Source organism: Vibrio sp. 1402, from assembly GCF_033340275.1.
Map to the genome: position 1 here is coordinate 402927 of NZ_JAWOWE010000004.1, position 19776 is coordinate 422702.

Annotated in this window: 16 protein-coding genes; 6 read left to right on the plus strand and 10 right to left on the minus strand. The window is 43.5% G+C overall.

Going from position 1 to position 19776, the window contains the following annotated elements:
• Positions 1–79: 79 nt before the first annotated feature.
• Both R7044_RS10860 and R7044_RS10865 read left to right on the plus strand, forming a co-directional pair.
• Positions 80–853 carry a hypothetical protein gene (locus tag R7044_RS10860; protein ID WP_017633868.1) on the plus strand — a complete coding sequence of 258 codons (774 nt, stop codon included), beginning with the start codon at positions 80–82 and terminating at the stop codon, positions 851–853.
• Between the two features lie 206 nt (positions 854–1059).
• Positions 1060–1299: a hypothetical protein gene (locus R7044_RS10865; RefSeq protein ID WP_225455571.1), complete on the plus strand. Its 240-nt coding sequence runs from the start codon at positions 1060–1062 to the stop codon at positions 1297–1299.
• Between the two features lie 60 nt (positions 1300–1359).
• On the opposite strand, the gene R7044_RS10870 is transcribed toward R7044_RS10865, so the two are convergent.
• The 8 genes from R7044_RS10870 to sohB all read right to left on the minus strand — a co-directional run bounded on the left by R7044_RS10870 (position 1360) and on the right by sohB (position 10482).
• Entirely contained in the window at positions 1360–3198 is a 1839-nt protein-coding gene (locus R7044_RS10870) for an extracellular solute-binding protein (protein ID WP_017633867.1), read from the minus strand.
• 499 nt (positions 3199–3697) lie between these two features.
• A complete protein-coding gene (pyrF, locus tag R7044_RS10875) occupies positions 3698–4399 on the minus strand; it encodes an orotidine-5'-phosphate decarboxylase (RefSeq protein WP_005376667.1) in 702 nt (233 codons plus the stop codon).
• An 84-nt stretch (positions 4400–4483) separates the two neighbouring features.
• Positions 4484–5659, minus strand: coding sequence for a lipopolysaccharide assembly protein LapB (gene lapB, locus R7044_RS10880; protein ID WP_005376665.1), 1176 nt, complete (start codon positions 5657–5659; stop codon positions 4484–4486).
• Positions 5660–5677: 18 nt separating this feature from the next.
• Positions 5678–5974: a LapA family protein gene (locus R7044_RS10885; RefSeq protein WP_005376663.1), complete on the minus strand. Its 297-nt coding sequence runs from the start codon at positions 5972–5974 to the stop codon at positions 5678–5680.
• A gap of 281 nt (positions 5975–6255) precedes the next feature.
• Positions 6256–6537, minus strand: coding sequence for an integration host factor subunit beta (ihfB, locus tag R7044_RS10890; RefSeq protein WP_005385816.1), 282 nt, complete (start codon positions 6535–6537; stop codon positions 6256–6258).
• A 213-nt stretch (positions 6538–6750) separates the two neighbouring features.
• The gene (rpsA, locus tag R7044_RS10895; protein ID WP_005385817.1) at positions 6751–8421 is read right to left on the minus strand and encodes a 30S ribosomal protein S1; all 1671 of its coding nucleotides are present in this window, start codon (positions 8419–8421) and stop codon (positions 6751–6753) included.
• Positions 8422–8531: 110 nt separating this feature from the next.
• Positions 8532–9212 (minus strand): (d)CMP kinase, encoded by a 681-nt coding sequence (gene cmk, locus R7044_RS10900; RefSeq protein ID WP_172563546.1) that lies wholly within the window; start codon positions 9210–9212, stop codon positions 8532–8534.
• A gap of 208 nt (positions 9213–9420) precedes the next feature.
• Positions 9421–10482, minus strand: a complete 1062-nt coding sequence (gene sohB / locus R7044_RS10905) for a protease SohB (protein ID WP_005385819.1) — start codon at positions 10480–10482, stop codon at positions 9421–9423.
• A gap of 254 nt (positions 10483–10736) precedes the next feature.
• On the opposite strand from sohB, the gene R7044_RS10910 reads away from it, so the two are divergent.
• The 4 genes from R7044_RS10910 (at position 10737) to R7044_RS10925 (ending at position 16815) form a co-directional block, all read left to right on the plus strand.
• Positions 10737–11483: a YciK family oxidoreductase gene (locus tag R7044_RS10910; protein WP_005372980.1), complete on the plus strand. Its 747-nt coding sequence runs from the start codon at positions 10737–10739 to the stop codon at positions 11481–11483.
• A gap of 129 nt (positions 11484–11612) precedes the next feature.
• The gene (gene imuA / locus R7044_RS10915) at positions 11613–12305 is read left to right on the plus strand and encodes a translesion DNA synthesis-associated protein ImuA (RefSeq protein WP_017821660.1); all 693 of its coding nucleotides are present in this window, start codon (positions 11613–11615) and stop codon (positions 12303–12305) included.
• 4 nt (positions 12306–12309) lie between these two features.
• Positions 12310–13713 carry a Y-family DNA polymerase gene (locus tag R7044_RS10920; protein ID WP_047103405.1) on the plus strand — a complete coding sequence of 468 codons (1404 nt, stop codon included), beginning with the start codon at positions 12310–12312 and terminating at the stop codon, positions 13711–13713.
• 27 nt (positions 13714–13740) lie between these two features.
• Positions 13741–16815: an error-prone DNA polymerase gene (locus R7044_RS10925; RefSeq protein WP_064368639.1), complete on the plus strand. Its 3075-nt coding sequence runs from the start codon at positions 13741–13743 to the stop codon at positions 16813–16815.
• 72 nt (positions 16816–16887) lie between these two features.
• On the opposite strand, the gene R7044_RS10930 is transcribed toward R7044_RS10925, so the two are convergent.
• Positions 16888–17841, minus strand: coding sequence for a chemotaxis protein CheV (locus R7044_RS10930; protein ID WP_005372976.1), 954 nt, complete (start codon positions 17839–17841; stop codon positions 16888–16890).
• Positions 17842–18204: 363 nt separating this feature from the next.
• Positions 18205–19422, minus strand: coding sequence for an ROK family protein (locus R7044_RS10935; protein ID WP_005372973.1), 1218 nt, complete (start codon positions 19420–19422; stop codon positions 18205–18207).
• Positions 19423–19776 lie beyond the last annotated feature (354 nt).

Below are 19776 nucleotides of genomic sequence, written 5' to 3' on the forward strand. Positions count from 1 at the left end.
AAGTTGCTTCCCTTTTTTATGCAGAGTGTAGCGACTTCTACTAAGCTGAAAGCTGACGAAAAGCCGAAAAGGAAATTGGATGAAACCATGTAACCTGCTATCACTCTCCTCACTCATTCTTGTATTACCTACATCAGTAGCGCTCTCAGCTGAGACACAAGAATCTCGTTGGCGAAATAGCATAGAAGTGTACATGCTAGGACTGAATATCCACGGGGATACCAGTATTGGTCGCTTTTCATCAGAGGTGGATGTCGATCCTAAGTTCATCGTAGACCACCTCGATATTGGGGCGATGTTGCGATTCGAGAGTATTTACCAAAGTAAGTGGGGCTACTACATAGATTATAGTTTCATGAACTTAAGTGGTGATGTTAATAATATCAAGGGCGCTCTGCCTAACGCTCGTTATCGTGCGGACATCGAAATACGGCAAGGTGTTCTAGAAGCAAAGGCATTCCAACGCGAACAATATTCATTTGGTAAACTGGATTATATGTTTGGATTACGTTGGTGGGACAATGACATCACCGGCAAGCTGTATCGTAATGACAACCGGGTACTAGAAGATAGACTGTCATTACAAGAAGATTGGGTCGATTTTTTAGTTGGCTTGCGACTCATTGATGAATTGAGTGAAAACTGGCGATTTCATGCCAGTATCGACGCCGGACTTGGCAACGATACTCACTTCACTTATGCCATTCAAACTGGTGTTCGTTATCGCTTTAACGAATGGTCTGATCTCAACTTAGCTTACAAGTCGACCTGGGTCGATTACAAAAATGAAGAGGTATTTGAATATGATACGGCTTCTCAAGGGCTTTTAGTCGGACTTGGCTTTTACTTTTGATCAGGTGAAACCCTAGCCTATATTCAAGCGTTGTAACGTGTACTAGCTCTAGGTACACGTCTAGTGCCGCGTTACAGATGCTTAAATAAGGCAAATTGATCTTCATCAGACTATAAATTGCTCTTCGGTGTTACTCTCTGTCGCAAAATATAAAACCCCACTCTATGACCTCATATAGGTCTTGTTGATAAGGTTCCCGAGTAGCAATGTCGATTAACATTTCCGATTTAACCACCGCCCTAAATAAGGTGGAGCATATTCATAAAGTGCAGCTTGAAAACGTACATCAGTTCTTCAAAGCAAACGAAGCTTTCTCGTTGCAAACATTCAGCCAGCTGATATCCAGCGACTCGCTTGATGATCGATTTAAAACCATCGATAGAGCGTTCTCTTTGCTTGGTGATGCAAAAACCTACCTTTTAGAAGTGTCTTACCTTGTTAAGTAAAAAAGAAAGCCCCGATAAAATTCATTACCGGGGCTATCATTTTCTATCTAAACTACTGATTTACAATTTGTAACGATCATCAATTACCGTTAATTCTGGGAAGGTTTTACCCTCGTCCATCGCTTCTTCTGTCTCTTCTTTTACTTGGTTATCAATCCAGAAATTACCGATATCCATTGGATGAAGCACCCATTCTGTCGCTTTTGTCATGCCGTTTTTAGGAATTTTAACCCAGCGCCAATGAGCAACTCGAGAATAAGGCACCATGTAGCCAGGAACGATGATATTCGCTTTGCTGACATAGTTTTGGATTTGATGCGACAAGTCGTAACGCTTCTCCTGATCAAACTCAGAATCATACGCTTCAATTAACTTGTCTAGCTCAGGGCTGCTGTAGTTGGTGTGAGCATTCGTTTGTGGTCGATTTGCATTATCCGAGTGTAGGTATTCCCAATACGCAGGGATCTCACCAGAGCCCATATTCAAAAACGCTAGCTGATGCTTTTTCTCAAGAATGTATTTAAACGCAGATGAGCCATCCACCAAGTTTAACGTGAACTCAAGACCAGCAAGTTTCGCTTGCTCTTTCAGGTATGCAATACGCGGTGTCCAAGAGTTGTATCCGTAGGTGATAGCAAAGCTCAAGCGTTGGCCCTTGTCGTTAACACGAATACCATCTGCGCCCACTTTGTCAAAGCCCGCTTTTTCGAAGTGTTTAACCGCCGCATCAGCATCAAACTTTGGCGGTGTATTGTTAGGATCATCGTATTCGCCATGACCAAAGCCGAGTCCATGCGGTTTACGTGAATAATCTCCACGCATGATGTTTTCAATCATGCCGTCATAGTCAGTGGCTGCCATAACACCTTTACGCACTTCTAGGTTATCCAACATCGGCATCGCTGTGTTCATCCAAAGACCACCAGCTCCTTGCGGTGCTTCGTTAAAGCCCCAGTACTTTTGGATATAGCCTTTTTTGTACACATCACTATTGGTCTTGTCATGCCAAAAGCTTGGTAGCACCATCTCAAAGTAGTCTAAGTTGCCTTTCTCAAAGTGCTTCATGGCAATATCAGGATCGCGAATCACCTTAATGCGAACCTTTTCAACGTTATAACGGTTTTTATAGTAGCGGTTGTTGTATCCCCACCAATCTTCACCGACATGTTTGAATGTTACGCTCTTACCTTTCTTCACTTGATCAATGTAGTAAGGCGCTGCGGTTGGCTCAGATTTAAAGTTAAACTTTCTGACGAAGTTATCAGGCATGCCATCGTTATTTGCGTCCTTTTCTCCTTCAAAGAAGTGTTCAGGACGAGGCTGAAAACCATTACTTGGCATGTTAATCATAACCATAAGTGAGTCATGACTTTGAGCTACAGCAAGATTGACTTTGATCGTGTAGTCATCAATTTTTTCAACACTCACAATACTGTTTGTGAAGAAGTCGTTATACCACGGGTCGATAATGTCTTTTGACGTGTAGTACTTCATCATAAAGACGTAATCATCTGCTGTAATTTTTTCACCATCTGACCACTCGGCCGTTTCGTCGAGTTTAAAGAATACGGTTTTGTTGTCTTCTCCAAATGCCCATGACTTAGCAAGTTGAGGGATCCATTTGCCAGTATTTGGATGACGCTGAGCCAGTTTTGGTGAACCATCCATTAAGTATTGGCGCAAACCTGAGTTCGCATCTGGACCAACACTTCGTAATGTTTGCGGAAAGCTCTGAATGTAAGTGCGATAGGTGCCACCTCGTACCGCCTCTTCAGAGGCAAATAGAGGTTCGTTGTTGTTTGAAATCCATTCGATATCAGCTGGCAATTCTGCCGCACTCAGTTGAAAACTGGCAGCGGTCAGTGTTGCTAGTACTGAAAATGGCAGTTTTTTAGTCATGTTTCTTCCTTGTTGTGTTTGCGCACTAAGGTCGTAACAAGGAAGACAGCGTGTGAAAGCTCACAGAAAGCTGCGATTTAAAATACGCAGATAGGAAATAATAGGAACGTAATATGAAGTGACGTCCTGCCAGCTTCTATATTAATTTCAAAGAGTTTCACTAGGTCATCCTAGACCTTACAACGCAGTGAATGCATCTTCGCCATAGTATTCTTTAGACATTTGTAACGCAAGCCATCAATAACACATGGTTGCATTTTCGAGGCATCACAGTGAGTTATGTTACAAAAGTGTGATCGGCATAGTACCAAGCCCTACTTTACTCAGAATAAACCGCAGAACCTTTATCTCAATTGGCCCCGATATACCAGTTAAAGCGAGTAAATGATCAGACATAGCTGGTTAAAAGGAATGGTTGTTTACCGCGATCAGTATTTTCATTCGATGTAAAAAGTGAGGCATCTTAGCCTCACTTTTCTCCATACAATCGAGACAGTGCTTACATGTTAGATAAGCTCTCATTGATCGACTTCAGCACTTCTGCAGGATTTGACGCTTGAGTGATAGGGCGACCAATCACAAGATAATCTGAACCTGATTGGATAGCGTCTACTGGCGTCATGATACGGCGTTGGTCACCTTGTTCTGAGCCAGCAGGTCGAATACCAGGGGTCACTAACTTAAATTCTTGGCCTAGTTCGCTCTTCAGTAATGAGGACTCTTGCGCTGAACATACCACACCATCTAAGCCTGCGTTTTTGGTCAAGGTTGCTAGACGAATCACTTGCTCCTGAGGCGCAACATTCAAACCAATACCAGCTAAATCACTTTGTTCCATACTGGTTAGTACCGTTACACCGATAAGAAGTGGACGATCTTTACCATATGGCTCAAGAATTTCACGTGATGCCGTCATCATACGCTCACCACCGCTCGCGTGTACGTTCACCATCCATACACCCATTTCAGCCGCAGCGCGAACTGCTTTCGAACAGGTGTTTGGAATATCGTGAAATTTTAAATCTAGGAATACCGAGAAACCACGTTTATGGAGTTCACGTACAAAATCAGGACCAAATAGCGTAAACATCTCCTTGCCAACTTTTAGTCGGCATGACGCAGGATCAATTCTATCTACAAACGCAAGTGCATCTGCTTGGTTATCATAATCCAGTGCGACAATAACTTTTTGGTCGATCATTTCATCTCCTAACTGTTTTGGTTCTTATTAAATAAAAAGTTAAAAAAATGCAGCGGACAGAAACTCTGCCAGCTGCATTAAGAATTATTCACCATCCAATCCGCGGATTGGCTTGATCGTCCCCCATCCTTTACAGGACGGACAATGCCAATAAAGGGAATGGGTAGAAAATCCACACTTCCGGCATCGGTAATGTGGTTTCACTTTTAACTGTTCACCCACCATCGCTTGTAGTGTTGATAGGCTGTCTTTCGCTCGACCATCTTCTGCTTCTGCAATGTGGTAGTCAATTAAACGGTAGAAGCCCTTCATGGTTGGGTTTTTCAGCAATTGTTTCGTCAGTAACTCTTGAGCAGCCCCAACGTTCTCGTGATGAGCAACTAATTGAGCCAACATCAACTCGGCTGATACGCCTGCTTTCTTATCAATACAAGCTCGCAGAAACTCGACAAGTTCATCTTCCTGGCCCAGATGATGATAGCATTCTGCAATAGTTGGCAAGACATCACTGATAAAGTCTTTATCTTGCTCAAGTACCCCTGTCAGATATTTGATGGTGTGCTTATAGTCTTCAGACTCTAGATAAATTCGTCCCAAAGCAATACTTGCTCGAACACACTTCGGGTCTTCCGCTAACGCTTTTTTAAAATGCTGTATTGCCTTATTAGTATTCCCATCAGCTTGGTCGAGCATGGCTATTTCACACCAAAAATGGGCAATATTTGCACGCATCCTTGAGCGTTTATTACCTAACTTAGCCAATTGGTTCGCGTAATAAATCGCCTTTTCCCATTCTCGTGTTTGCTGATAAATGGTCACTAATTGTTGAAGAGCCGCCTCTTTGTAATCTGGCTCTTCGACTAACTGTTCGAAGATTTTCTCTGCACGATCAAGAAAACCTGAGACCATGTAGTCTTTCGCTAACTGTTGAAGGGCGAGGTTCTTTTGGTCCAGTGTTAAGCCTGAACGAGAAATAAGATTTTGGTGAATTCTGATTGCGCGGTCGACTTCACCACGAGACCGGAACAGGTTACCCAACGCAAGGTGAGTATCGATGGTCTCGTTATCAACTTGGAGCAATTCAATAAAGTGATCGACAGCCTTATCTGATTGGTCAGAGAGCAGCAGATTAAGACCCGTCATATACTGACGAGAGATTTGATGAGATTGCTTCTGCTTGTCTTGCTGAGCGCTGCGATGCCCCATATACCAGCCATACGCAGCAGCTATAGGCAACAACAAGAAGAGTAGTTCAAGCATTAAAGTTAAGCCTTATCCTTATGCCTGTTTTTCAATGGCTGGCTTATCAGCAGCGTTGTTTGATTCAGTTGGTTCGTACTTTTTCAGTTTTTTCTTTAAACGACGGACCTGTAGCTGAGTTTTCAGTTGGATGCTACCAAAGATAACCCACGCTAAAGCAAAGCCAACCACAAATACTACACCTAATAGCGTAGATAAGTGGAACTCTCCTTTTGCTAAAAGATAGTTAAAAGTCACGAGCTCTTGGTTTTGGGAACCTAACGCCAATGCAATTAAAAAGAGAGCTAAAACAGCAACGATTTTTATAATTTTCATGTTACATCACCCTTCTAGGAGTAAGTCGGTAAGATTATGCAGGAAAATGCTTCTTCAGACTACGTATATTAGCAATAATCTATACCCAAGTAACCTCAAGATGCTTAGTTTGTAGACATGCTTAGAAGTTAAAGTTATTTGGGTATAGAAAGCAGCAAAGAAAACAGCTGAATCCACAATTAGATTAGTAAACGATCTTGGATGTATGACTAACTTGGATACATTACAAAAAAGCGGCATACACAAACGTATGCCGCTTTTTTCAAACTAATAAGAGTGCATTAACCAATATTTACACGCTCACGAAGTTCTTTACCAGGTTTGAAATGTGGAACGTATTTACCTTCCAATTCCACTTTATCGCCCGTTTTAGGGTTACGACCTACGCGAGGCTCGCGGTAATGAAGAGAAAAACTACCAAAGCCACGGATCTCGATACGGTCACCGCTCTCTAGTGTAGAGGCCATGTGCTCTAAAATATCTTTTACAGCATCCTCTACCTCTTTCGCTGATAAGTGTGTTTGCTCAGCGCAGAGTCTTTCAATCAGTTCAGACTTAGTCATAGTTGCCCTCTTTGAGTATCTTTATCACTTATTATAGTAAGTAATACTAATTCCAACAAACACTTGCTGACAATTCTAGACAAATTTTATGCAAAATGCGCAATGAAGAAATGCCTTTTATTAAGATAGTTTACTGTCATTAGTATTACTACTTAAATATGACCAAATATAAAAAAGGAGCCTTGCGGCTCCTTTTTTGCTTAAGCGAGTATATTATTCGCCTTTAGCAGCTTTGAAAGCGTCAGCCATTGCGTTACCGAATGCATTGTCATCTTGCTTGTTGATAGATGCCATTGCTTCTTGCTCGTCAGCTTCGTCTTTAGCTTTGATAGATAGGTTGATTACGCGGTTCTTACGGTCTACACCAGTGAACTTCGCTTCAACAACATCACCAGCGCTTAGGATTAGAGAAGCATCTTCTACGCGATCGCGTGATACTTCAGAAGCACGGATGTAACCTTCAACGCCTTCTGCGATTTCAACAGTAGCGCCTTTAGCGTCAACAGCAGTTACAGTAGCGTTAACTAGAACACCTTTCTTGTTGTCAGCAACGTAAGCATTGAATGGGTCATTTTCCATTTGCTTGATGCCTAGAGAGATGCGCTCACGCTCAGCGTCTACTGCTAGAACAACTGCAGAGATCTCGTCGCCTTTCTTGTACTCACGTACAGCTTCTTCGCCAGCAACATTCCAAGAAATGTCAGATAGGTGAACTAGACCGTCGATGCCGCCTTCTAGACCGATGAAGATACCGAAGTCAGTGATAGACTTGATCTTACCAGTAACTTTGTCGCCTTTAGCTTGTGCTTCAGCGAATGACTGCCATGGGTTAGCTTTACACTGTTTCAGACCTAGAGAGATACGACGACGTTCTTCGTCGATTTCAAGAACCATAACCTCAACTTCGTCGCCAACATTAACAACTTTAGAAGGGTGGATGTTCTTGTTAGTCCAATCCATTTCTGAAACGTGAACTAGACCTTCAACGCCTTCTTCGATTTCAACGAAGCAGCCGTAGTCAGTTAGGTTAGTTACGCGACCAGTTAGTTTGTGACCTTCTGGGTAACGCTTAGCGATTGCTACCCATGGATCTTCGCCTAGTTGCTTAAGACCTAGTGATACGCGAGTACGCTCACGGTCGAACTTAAGAACTTTAACTTGGATCTCGTCACCAACGTTAACGATTTCAGATGGGTGCTTAACGCGCTTCCAAGCCATATCAGTGATATGTAGAAGACCGTCAACGCCACCTAGGTCAACGAACGCACCGTAGTCAGTAAGGTTCTTAACGATACCTTTAACTTCAGAACCTTCTTGTAGAGTTTCTAGAAGCTCGTCACGCTCAACGCTGTTCTCTGATTCGATAACTGCACGACGTGAAACAACTACGTTGTTACGTTTTTGGTCAAGTTTGATAACTTTGAACTCTAGCTCTTTGTTTTCTAGGTGAGCAGTGTCGCGGATTGGACGTACGTCTACTAGAGAGCCAGGAAGGAAAGCACGGATACCGTTTAGTTCAACAGTGAAACCGCCTTTAACTTTACCGTTGATGATACCAACAACAGTTTCAGCTTCTTCGTAAGCTTTCTCAAGTACGATCCAAGCTTCGTGACGCTTAGCTTTCTCACGAGAAAGTTGAGTTTCACCGAAACCATCTTCAACAGCGTCTAGAGCTACGTCTACTTCAGCGCCAACTTCTACTTCAAGTTCGCCAGCAGCGTTCTTGAACTGTTCAGCAGGGATAGCAGATTCAGACTTAAGACCAGCGTCAACAAGAACGAAACCGTTCTCGATAGCTACTACAGTACCTTTAACGATGCTGCCTTGTTGGAATTCTGTTTCGTTTAGAAACTCTTCAAAGAGTTGAGCAAAAGATTCAGTCATTTAATTAATCTTCAATAAATTAAACTTCCACGGGTATCCTACCGCATGGGGTTATTAAATTCGCCAGTCATCATCCTTGCGACCAACGCTCTTAGCCTAGTCGAGTATTATTACTCAGCTAGCTTCGATTCGATATATTGTAGTGCCTTTTCTACTACTTCGTCGATACTCATCAACGTAGAATCTAGCACAAGCGCATCCTCAGCAGGGCGTAATGGCGCCACTGGGCGGTTACGATCTCGGTCGTCACGCTCTTGGATCTCGCTTAAAAGGTCAGCAAATCTAACATCTAACCCTTTCTCTTGCAACTGTTTAAGGCGTCGATTTGCACGCTCTTCAGCACTCGCATCAAGGAAGATTTTTGCTTGCGCACTCGGGAATACAATTGTGCCCATATCACGACCATCAGCAACCAGACCCGGAGCGGTCTCAAATGCACGCTGACGACGTAGTAATGCTTCACGAACACGTGGCAAAGCCGCAACTTTAGATGCTGCCATGCCTGTTTCTTCTTTGCGAAGCTCCCCTGACACGTCTTCGCCTTCTAGAATGACCTTAACTAAGTCACCTTCCGCGATAAATTGAACGTCTAGGTGGGTTGCTAGTGGGACAAGAGCATCTTCTGACTCGGTGTCGACACCGTGGTGAATCGCAGCGAGTGCAAGTACACGATAAATTGCGCCAGAATCTAAGAGTTGGAAACCCAACTTTTTCGCCAGCAACATACATAAAGTGCCTTTACCTGCACCACTAGGTCCATCTACGGTTACAACCGGAGTTTGAGAGGACATGTTCTTCTCCACCAATAGTTTCTTTTCAGCAATTTGCTCGGTTTTCGAGGCGCACATTATACGGGTAATCAGTCTTTGGAGCGAGGAAAAATGTCGTGTAAAGCATTACACCTAATGCGTAATTGGATTCATCAATAAACATAAAGTTCAACAAAAACGGCGAGGGCTTCCGCCCTCGCCGTTTTAAATGTCATGAACTTAAGCTCGATTAAACAATCGGCTTTTGACCACGCTCAGCTAACTTTAAAATCACACTATCAGCGACTTTACCCGCCACACCTGCTAGCTTGTCGGCCAGTTTTTTCTTTTGTACATAATGCACAGAAAGTACAGTTTTATCTTTGCATGCTGCAACAACGATATCATCAGATGTACTAATGTCATCCACCAAACCAAGCTCTTTCGCTTGTGTACCGAACCAGTGCTCACCAGTGGCTACTTTGTCTAGGTCCAAACTAGGACGACGCTCACGGATGAAGTCTTTAAACAAGACATGTGTTTCTTCAAGTTCTTGCTTAAACTTATCGCGCGCTTTATCGGTATTCTCACCGAACATCGTTAGCGTGCGTTTATATTCACCCGCTGTTAGTTGTTCGTACTCAATGTCATGTTTCTTCAACAGTTTGTTGAAGTTAGGAATTTGTGCGATAACGCCAATAGACCCCACAATTGCAAATGGTGCAGAAACAATCTTATCTGCTACACATGCCATCATGTAACCGCCACTTGCCGCAACTTTGTCAACAGAGATGGTCAGAGGAAGACCTGCAGCTTTGATTCGGTCCAGTTGAGAAGAGGCAAGGCCGTAACCATGAACCATACCACCGCCAGACTCTAAGCGAAGTAACACTTCATCACCTTCACGTGCGACAGCCAAAATAGCGGTGATTTCTTCACGTAGAGACGCGACTTCTTTTGCGTCTATGCTACCGTTGAAATCAAGAACAAATAGGTGTGGTTCACGCTTGCTATCTAATGAACCGTCTTTGCTCGCTTGTTTGATTTCTTTCTCGCGAGATTTGTTCTTCTCTTTTTCTTCTTTCTTGACGGCTTTATCTCGAGCCTTGATGAAAGCATCGTCATGCAAATGATGCTCTAACTGCTCAACAGATTGTTTGTGTTGCTCTGAAAGGTTGGTAATCTCTAACTCCCCTTTCGCCGCACCCGATTTGCCACCAGCCGATTTTGCAATAATGAGCAGAACAATTATCGCAGCAACCACCGTGATAATTTTGGCCAGAAACAGACCATAATCTAATAAAAATTCCAACGAGAGCTCCTTTATCTCATTTCAGATGACGTTAGTATGTTACGCAGAAACATCAGCGAGAAGGCAGCGCGGTTTGTAACCACTTGTTCTGATTGATAGCATACCTAACGAAAGTTCTGGAATTGGTATAACACATGAATTGGTGTATTGTAACCATCTTGTCACGATTACCAAGATTTTCCATTGAGAAACAGGCGTTTTTTAGCGTCAATTAACTATCATGGACCCTCTTACAATAATAAGGATTTATCGCCGTGAACTACTCCGTTTCAGCTGATGCTCTAAAAGGTAAAGTCATTCTTGTTACTGGCGCTGGTAATGGCATCGGCCGTCAAGCCGCGCTTTCTTATGCCGAGCACGGTGCAACTGTTATTCTCTTGGGTAGAAATGTGCAAAACCTTGAATCTATCTATGATGAGATTGAAGCTGCTGGCTATCCACAAGCAGCTATCATTCCATTGGATCTCAAGGGTGCAACTCAGCAGAATTACATTGATATGGCAGAGACAATCGAAGGACAGTTTGGTCGCTTGGATGGTCTATTACACAACGCAGGTGTCTTGAGTTCGCTGTGTCCATTTGATCAAATCAAAGAGGAAGACTTCGACGATATCATGCAGATCAACGTGAAAGCCGAAGTGCTAATGACTCAAGCACTACTGCCTGTGATGCGTAAATCAGAAGCTGGGCGTATTATCTTTACCTCTTCAACCGTCGGCCACTCTGGCCGCGCATTCTGGGGGCCATACGCTATCTCTAAATTTGCCGTAGAAGGCATGATGCAAGTTTTGGCTGACGAGCTGAGTGATACACCGATCCGCGTTAACGCAATTAACCCTGGTGCCACTCGTACTCGCATGCGTGAAAAAGCATATCCGGGTGAAGATGCGAATACTCTCAAAACGCCACTGGATATCATGCCGCTATATTTGCACTTAATGGATCCTGCGGTTACCGATGTGAACGGTCAGTGCATCGACGCTCAACCGAAGCGTAAATAACTCATTCAGGTTACCTCACATAATCGATTGAAAAGGCAGCAAACGCTGCCTTTTTTCATTTCTCTCTTCATAAAAATCTTGCGACTTTCTCCCACAGAAATATACTGTATATATATACAGGTATTTATTATGCAAGATATTATTCAGAACTTAAAAAGCCAACACCTTGTTTGGCAAGCAAATTTAACGAAAGCAGATCCTCAGCAGTTGCAGACTAGTTCCGGTTTTTCTGAATTAGATGATTTGCTCGGCGGAGGCTTTCCACCTCATGGCGTAGTGGAGATGGAATCTATTGGTAGTATTGGTGAATTGCGTTTGCTCGCTCCCTATTTAAAAGCCACTCAGACCAATGGTGTGACCGCATTTATTCAACCACCTGCGCTAGTGAATTCTCTGTTTTTACACTACATCGGGTTGGATATAAACCAAGTGTGGGTCGTTACTCCAACTCACCCCAAAGACGCTCTTTGGGCTGCAGAGCAATGTCTGAAAAGTGGGGTATGCAGTAATGTTTTGTTATGGCAAGAAGAGCTTGAAATACATCAAGTGAAACGCTTACAGGTAGCAAGTGAACAAGGGAGTTGCCCTCTCTTTATGCTTAAAACAGATACTATCAACCGCTTGTCTTTGCCTGTGTCACTCAGTTTAAAACTGAAAGGCGACGAGCAAGGGATTCATGTTGAAGTGCTGAAAAGGAAAGGAGGCTGGAATAGAGGTAGCGTTAGTATCGGATTCCAACACCATTACCCGCAACTGGTGAAACCATCATCTGAAACTGTGCACTCGACTGTGGTCAACTTCCCACTGGCGAACCAAGGTTAGTGATATGTCTCTGTGGATTTACTTGCACTTCCCTCGCCTGCAGCTAGACGCACTCTTTGGTGATAACCAAGAACAACCCGTGGTGATTGTCGAAAGCCAACGTTGCCAGATTATTCAATACAACGAGATTGCCGAACAACAAGGCATTAAGCCTGGTATGGGCTTAGGCAGTGCTGCGTCCTTGTGTCGAGATTTACAAGTGCATCCTTATCATCCACAAACCGAATTAAATAAATTACAAGAGGTAGCTCAGTGGTTGTATTTGATCACATCTGACGTTGTGTTGATGCCAAACCAAGGTATTTTACTGCGTGCTACTCCAATGCTCGCTCTGTATGAAGGGCTTGAAAACTATTGGAATAAAGTCAGAGCTCACTTATCGGAGCTGAAACTGAGTTTTCAATTCGGATGTGGTTTTTCGCCTTTTGCTGCCAAATTGATGGCAATATCAGGAGCGAACGTCATCAGTGAAGACAAATCTACCATACAAAAAGTCCTATCACCATTACCGTTAACACTGGCAGATTTATCAAGCGCTACAGTAGAGAAGTTACAACGTGTAGGCGTCACCACATTGCAAAACCTGCTTGAACTGCCATTGCAAGACATCGCACGACGCTTTGATATCGATTTGGTGAACTACGTTGGTCGACTGACTGGGCAGTTTAAACACCCTGTCGACCTTTATCACCCTACCGAATCCTTCCGAGTTTATTTAGAGCTGTTGTTTGAGATCGAAAACGTTCAGTGGATTGAAAAACCGTTGGCCAAATTACTTCGTCAACTCGAAACCTTTCTTAAATTAAGAGATAAGGTCGCTTTTGAACTGTGTTTAACACTCCACCAGCGTGAGAAACAAGAGCAACACCTTCAACTCACTTCTGCGCAAGGTGATTACCTATGTCAGCGTTGGCAACAGTTAGCGAGTTTAAGCTTAGAATCACTCTCGCTTAATGGCCCAGTCACAGGGCTAACGTTAAAAGTCATCCGTCAAGGTGAGCCTCTTAGTGCATCACGCGATCTCTTTGCTGGGCAGAAAGGAAACATGAATGCTTTAGAGCTGCTCTCTTTACTGCAAGCTAAATTGGGAAAAAGTGCCGTTTTAAAACCCAATATTGCTTGCGATCCTAGACCAGAAAAGGCCAGTCAGTATCGCCCTGCTGATGCTCCGGATGAAAAGGGGCACGCCATACCATCCATACTACGCCCCGCAATGCAATTACCGACTCCCATTGTATTGCAAGAGCAAGTTTCTTTGGTCCACGGACCTGAGCGAATAGTTTCTGGGTGGTGGGATGGTGATGAGATCATGCGTGATTACTACATTGCACACACCAAGCAAGGCCGCTGGTTATGGATATTTCGCGATCAGCACAAGCACTGGTTTCTTCATGGCTATTTTTGTTAAATCGACAGTTATTTTTGTTGGGTCATTATGAGTTACGCGGAACTATTTTGTCAGTCTAACTTCTCTTTTTTGACTGGGGCTTCTCATGCAGAAGAGCTGGTACTCCAAGCTGCTTTCTATCGCTATCAAGCTCTAGCTATAACGGATGAATGTTCAGTCGCGGGCGTTGTCAAAGCCCATGCGACCATCGAACAACATAAACTCGATATCAAACAAATCGTTGGAAGTATGTTTTGGTTAAATGATGAATGCCAAATCGTACTGCTTTGCCCTTGTCGCAAGGCTTATGCCGAGTTGTGTCGTATCATCACAAACGCAAGGAGACGCAGTGAAAAAGGCAACTATCAACTGTTCGAATGGGATTTGATGTCGGTTCGACATTGTTTGGTATTGTGGCTGCCCACACATCAAGAGAGTGATCACTATTGGGGGCGCTGGCTCAATCAACACCACGCTAATCGTTTGTGGGTAGCGATTCAGCGCCATTTGAGTAACAACGATACTGAGTACATTGCGCACTGCGAGCAGTTAGCACATGAATTTCAATTACCTATAACTGCCTGCGGAGGCGTTCTCATGCATGATGTTGAACGCTTGCCATTACAGCATGTACTTACTGCTATAAAGCATGGGTGTAGCGTCGATAAACTCGGTTTTGACCGTATTTCGAATACTGAGCGAGCGCTTCGTCCTTTTAAAAAGTTGATTCGGATTTACAAACCAGAATGGCTGGAAGAAAGTACTTACATCGCCGATTTATGCGAGTTTAAGCTCTCCGATTTAAAATACGAATATCCTACCGAGCTGATCCCAGATGGTTATACACCCGACTCTTACTTACGTATGTTGGTCGAACGCGGTAAAAAGCTGCGTTTTCCTGAAGGCGTGCCAGCAGAAGTCAATCAAACCATCGAGAATGAACTGGCGCTTATTCAAGAGCTGAAATACCACTACTACTTCCTTACTATTCACGACATCGTAATGTTCGCGAAACAGCAAGGCATTCTTTACCAAGGGCGAGGTTCCGCTGCAAACTCTGTGGTGTGTTATTGCCTGGAAATTACCGCCGTCGATCCTCGACAAATCGCTGTCTTATTCGAACGATTTATCAGTAAAGAACGTAAGGAACCGCCGGATATTGATGTGGACTTTGAACACGAGCGCCGTGAAGAAGTTATCCAGTATATTTACAAAAAATATGGCCGTGAGCGTGCAGCACTTGCTGCAACAGTGATCAGCTATCGCTTTAAAAGTGCCGTGCGTGAAGTCGGTAAAGCACTAGGGATTGAAGAGACCCAATTAGATTTTTTCATTAAGAACGTTAATCGCCGAGATCGCAGCCAAGGCTGGCAAGCTCAAATTATTGAACTTGGCTTACAACCAGAATCTCTCAAAGGGCAGCAGTTTATCCAATTGGTCAACGAGATCATTGGCTTCCCACGCCATTTATCTCAGCACGTAGGTGGCTTTGTAATTTCATCTGGCCCTTTATATGAGTTGGTACCTGTTGAAAATGCCTCGATGGAAGATCGCACTATCATTCAATGGGATAAAGACGATTTAGAAAGCTTGAAGCTACTAAAAGTCGATGTACTCGCACTCGGCATGTTAAACGCCATCAAAAAGTGCTTTCAACTGGTCGAGAAACATCACCAGCGATCCCTCTCGATTTCCGAGATCACTCGCCGACAAGATGATCCACACGTGTACCGCATGATCCAAAAAGCTGACACGATAGGCGTATTCCAAATTGAATCTCGTGCACAAATGAGCATGCTTCCTCGCCTAAAGCCTGCTTGTTATTACGACTTAGTGATTCAAATTGCAATTGTTCGTCCAGGCCCTATTCAGGGTGATATGGTGCATCCTTTTTTAAAACGACGAGATCACAAAGAGCCTGTCAGTTATCCATCGGAAGAAGTAAAAAGCGTTCTGGAGCGGACTATGGGCGTCCCTATTTTCCAAGAGCAAGTCATCAAGCTAGCCATGGTAGCCGCAGGGTTTAGCGGCGGCGAGGCCGATCAACTCCGTCGAGCGATGGCATCATGGAAAAAGAATGGCGATCTCGCTAAATTCAGACCAAAACTGATCAATGGTATGCAAGAGAGAGGTTATGACTTAGCGTTTGCTGAGCGCATTTTCGATCAGATTTGCGGCTTTGGTGAGTACGGCTTCCCTGAAAGTCATTCAGCGTCTTTCGCAGTGCTGGCATATTGTTCTGCATGGTTAAAATATTATTACCCAGCCGAATTTTACACTGCATTATTGAACAGCCAACCAATGGGATTTTATAGCCCATCGCAATTAGTACAAGATGCTCGCCGACATGGCGTCGAAGTATTGCCGGTGTGCGTCAATCATTCAAAATATCAACATCATCTCGTCTCACGTCCGAATGGCAGGCTCGGCGTGCAACTTGGTTTTCGCTTGGTGAAAGGCTTTAACGCAGAAAGCGCACAAAGGCTTATTGAGCGCAAACCACTTAATGGTTACCGATCGATTCAAGAAGTAAAGCAGATATTAAGAAGCCGAAGTGACATTGAATTATTGGCTTCAGCCAATGCATTTCAGGCCTTATCGGGAAATCGTTATAACGCTCGCTGGGCAGCAATGGATTCCTTATCTGACCTACCATTGTTTCACAAGGTCGAAGAACCCAATGTTAGCTACCAGACTCAACCCTCTGAATATGAAAATTTAATTGAGGATTACGCAAGCACGGGACTATCTCTTAGCCGCCATCCAATTAAATTATTAGAAGAAACGGGCAAACTCCCTCACTTTACCCGCATGAGGCAACTGACAGAGAAACCGCATAAGTCACTGGTCACAGTGGTAGGTGTGGTAACAGGAAGACAATCTCCAGGCACCGCCGCTGGCGTGACATTTTTTACGTTAGAAGATGACACGGGCAACATTAATGTGGTCGTTTGGCAAGCGACAGCACGAGCCCAAAAGCAAGCGTATTTAGGCGCTAAAGTATTAATGGTGAAAGGCATTCTTGAAAAAGAGGGAGAAGTCACACACGTTATTGCTGGCAAGTTGATGGATTGCACGCACTACTTGAACAATCTACAAAGTAAATCTCGGGATTTCCATTAGTACAGAGGAATTAAGGAGAGAAATGTTAAAAATCAGAGAGAGGTGCGCTCCCTCTGATTTCACTAGATCTAATCATGCACTTTTAGAAAGCATCTGGCGTAATCGGTCTTGAGCAACTTCAACCAGCAGATCCGGTTGGAATTTAGATATAAAGCGATCACAGCCTACTTTTTGTACCATGGCTTCATTAAAACTACCGCTCAGAGAAGTGTTCAATGTGATAAACAACTTAGACATACGTGGATCTTGGCGCACTTCATGGGTCAGTTTATAACCGTCCATTTCAGGCATTTCAGCATCCGTAATCATCATCAACAGCTCTTTTTCTACATCTTTACCTTCATCACACCAACGTTTTAAAACCGTTAACGCTTCTAGCCCGTCACGGCACTCGATGATATTCATACCCAATTGAGAAAGCGTATCGCGAACTTGATTACGAGCTGTAGAGGAATCATCCACAATCAGAACATTACGCCCGACCATTGCTTGGGCCAATTCTTGATCGAGAATGTCCTCCGAGATAGTCACGTCGTAATGTACGATCTCTGCTAAAACTTTTTCAACGTCAATAATTTCGACAATTTGAGAGGCATCCCCCTCTTTGATTTGCGTGATAGCCGTGAGGTAATTCGAGCGACCAGACGTGGAAGGAGGCGGCTGAATTTCAGTCCATGCCGTATTAATAATGTTTTTAACCGGACCGACTAAGAAGCCCTGCACCGTGCGGTTGTACTCTGTCACGATCAAATTTTCTTCTTCCGCTTCACCACGTAAAGCAGGAAAACCAATTGCGCCTCGTAAATCAATCACTGGTACCGCTTCACCTCGTAGAGAAGCAACCCCACGAATATTGTAGTGCGATCCAGGGAGCTTGGTTAACGGTGGAAGCTTGATGACCTCTTTCACTTTGAACACATTAATCGCAAATAATTGGCGACTATTTAAAGTGAACAGCAGAAGCTCTAGTCGATTTTCACCAACCAAGTTTGTACGCTGGTCAACCGTATTTAACACTCCGGACATACTACTACCTAAATTATGGATAATTCTTATTTTACTCGAAATCAGTACAGACACAGCAAGGTTATATAACCAAATAACCTTAAAATATTTGGCTTTTCGAGCACAGCTTTAAAGTACAACAGTTTTAGCGTATTACTTCTCTTTGCATCAGACGCAAAGTCACGCAGCACATTGAAAGCCATTTTGTTTATTTACTTGAGCTTTTTAGGAAATTACATGAATGGCGCAGATATAGCAATGCAACATAACTCAAATTCCCATTCTAGTAATAGGCGATCAAAAAGGGTGAGCCGTTAAGTCTCACCCTAAATCACCTACAAATGTAGTCTCAACAGCCAGGCACATCATCATGTTAAAAAGTACTTAACCTTCCACAACCTTCATCAATAGTTGACCATCGTACAACGCTTGCTTAATCAACGCGGCACCAGGCATTGTGGCTTGCTTATAGAAACGAGACTCCACCAGCTCAAGATCTTGGTGATAAACAGGTAAACTCTGCTCTTCGATACAGCGACGAACCGCAGGATAAAGCACATCTTTTGCTTGGTTAATCACACCACCGATCAAGATTTTCTCAGGGTTAAATAAGTTGATCACAATAGCAATTGCAGAGCCTAAGTAGCCTCCAAGTTTTTCAATCACATCGACGGCCAAAGGATCACCGTTTGCAGCGGCTTCACAAATGCTCTCAATACTCATTTCTTCTTGTTTAGCAAGAATAGAGTCTTCGCCATCAGCGATTCGTCTTACGACTTCTTCACGAATTGCCTGAGAACTGGCAACGGTTTCCAAACAGCCAATATTGCCGCAATGACAACGTTTTCCATTTGGGTCAATTTGAATATGCCCGAGTTCACCAATGTTACCGTGACGGCCTTGCAAAACGCGCCCATCCAGAATGATGCCCGCACCTAAACCGTGGTGGATAGAGATAAGAACGGAGTTGTCATTATCTTGAGAATGACCAAAAAGCTTTTCTGCTAATGCCCAAGCTCGCGTGTCATTGGCAATGAAAACTGGCAAGCCTGTTGCTTTGTATATCTCTGGTCCAAGAGCAAGATTTTCGACATTGTAATGAGGCATCTGCAAAACGACACCTTGCTCTGAGTTCACGAGACCAGGCAGCGTAAGAGCAATACTGGTAACACGATCAAGTTGATCCGCGTAAGTCTGAAAGAATTCATCAATTTCGTAAAGCAGGCGCTCAAGCACATCGTCTTGATCAAGCTCGTGTATCTCGATTTTAGTATCGATCAGTACATCACCGCCTAACTCATGCAAAGCAATGGTTAAATAACCTCGCCCCAAACGCATTGACAAAAATTGCCAGCCTTCATTATTGACCTGCAAACCGACAGCAGGTCGACCACGACTCGTCGCTTCTTGTACTGTCGTTTCATGAATCAAGTGCGCTTCAATTAATTCTCGAGTGATTTTGGTGATACTAGCAGGAGCAAGCTCACTCTGCTTGGACAAATCAATTCGAGAAATAGGACCTTTTAGGTCAATTAGTTTATATACACGACCAGCATTGACCTGTTTGATATGATCAATATGGCCCGGTTGAGCCATGTACATCTTGCACTCCGAAATTCTATAACGGGACAATTTTTTTACTTTGCGAACTAATTGTGAAGTGAATTAATAAATCCCCGTGACAAGCATCACGTATAAACCTGTTTGTTTGTGTATTCAATCAAATAACGAAGAATCTACTCCTGTTAAATTGTTTGAAAAATAACTTATTTTTATTCACTAAATTATGAAGTAATGCCTTTAAAGCAGCGTATTTTTATCAATAAGGCCATTGCCTGTCGAATATCTGTCTGTTTTACCGGGGTTACTCTTAATGTAAACATTCTGTGCATATACTTATATTCAAGTAGCTTTAAGGTGCGGGCTCAGCAACGAGGCTAACCTTGAGAGCGATTG

Coding starts and splice junctions, on each gene's coding strand:
- R7044_RS10860 (WP_017633868.1), top strand. CDS start 80: ATGAAACCATGTAACCTGCTATCACTCTCCTCACTCATTCTTGTATTA.
- R7044_RS10865 (WP_225455571.1), top strand. CDS start 1,060: ATGTCGATTAACATTTCCGATTTAACCACCGCCCTAAATAAGGTGGAG.
- R7044_RS10870 (WP_017633867.1), bottom strand. CDS start 3,198: ATGACTAAAAAACTGCCATTTTCAGTACTAGCAACACTGACCGCTGCC.
- pyrF (WP_005376667.1), bottom strand. CDS start 4,399: ATGATCGACCAAAAAGTTATTGTCGCACTGGATTATGATAACCAAGCA.
- lapB (WP_005376665.1), bottom strand. CDS start 5,659: ATGCTTGAACTACTCTTCTTGTTGTTGCCTATAGCTGCTGCGTATGGC.
- R7044_RS10885 (WP_005376663.1), bottom strand. CDS start 5,974: ATGAAAATTATAAAAATCGTTGCTGTTTTAGCTCTCTTTTTAATTGCA.
- ihfB (WP_005385816.1), bottom strand. CDS start 6,537: ATGACTAAGTCTGAACTGATTGAAAGACTCTGCGCTGAGCAAACACAC.
- rpsA (WP_005385817.1), bottom strand. CDS start 8,421: ATGACTGAATCTTTTGCTCAACTCTTTGAAGAGTTTCTAAACGAAACA.
- cmk (WP_172563546.1), bottom strand. CDS start 9,212: ATGTCCTCTCAAACTCCGGTTGTAACCGTAGATGGACCTAGTGGTGCA.
- imuA (WP_017821660.1), top strand. CDS start 11,613: ATGCAAGATATTATTCAGAACTTAAAAAGCCAACACCTTGTTTGGCAA.
- R7044_RS10920 (WP_047103405.1), top strand. CDS start 12,310: ATGTCTCTGTGGATTTACTTGCACTTCCCTCGCCTGCAGCTAGACGCA.
- R7044_RS10925 (WP_064368639.1), top strand. CDS start 13,741: ATGAGTTACGCGGAACTATTTTGTCAGTCTAACTTCTCTTTTTTGACT.
- R7044_RS10930 (WP_005372976.1), bottom strand. CDS start 17,841: ATGTCCGGAGTGTTAAATACGGTTGACCAGCGTACAAACTTGGTTGGT.
- R7044_RS10935 (WP_005372973.1), bottom strand. CDS start 19,422: ATGTACATGGCTCAACCGGGCCATATTGATCATATCAAACAGGTCAAT.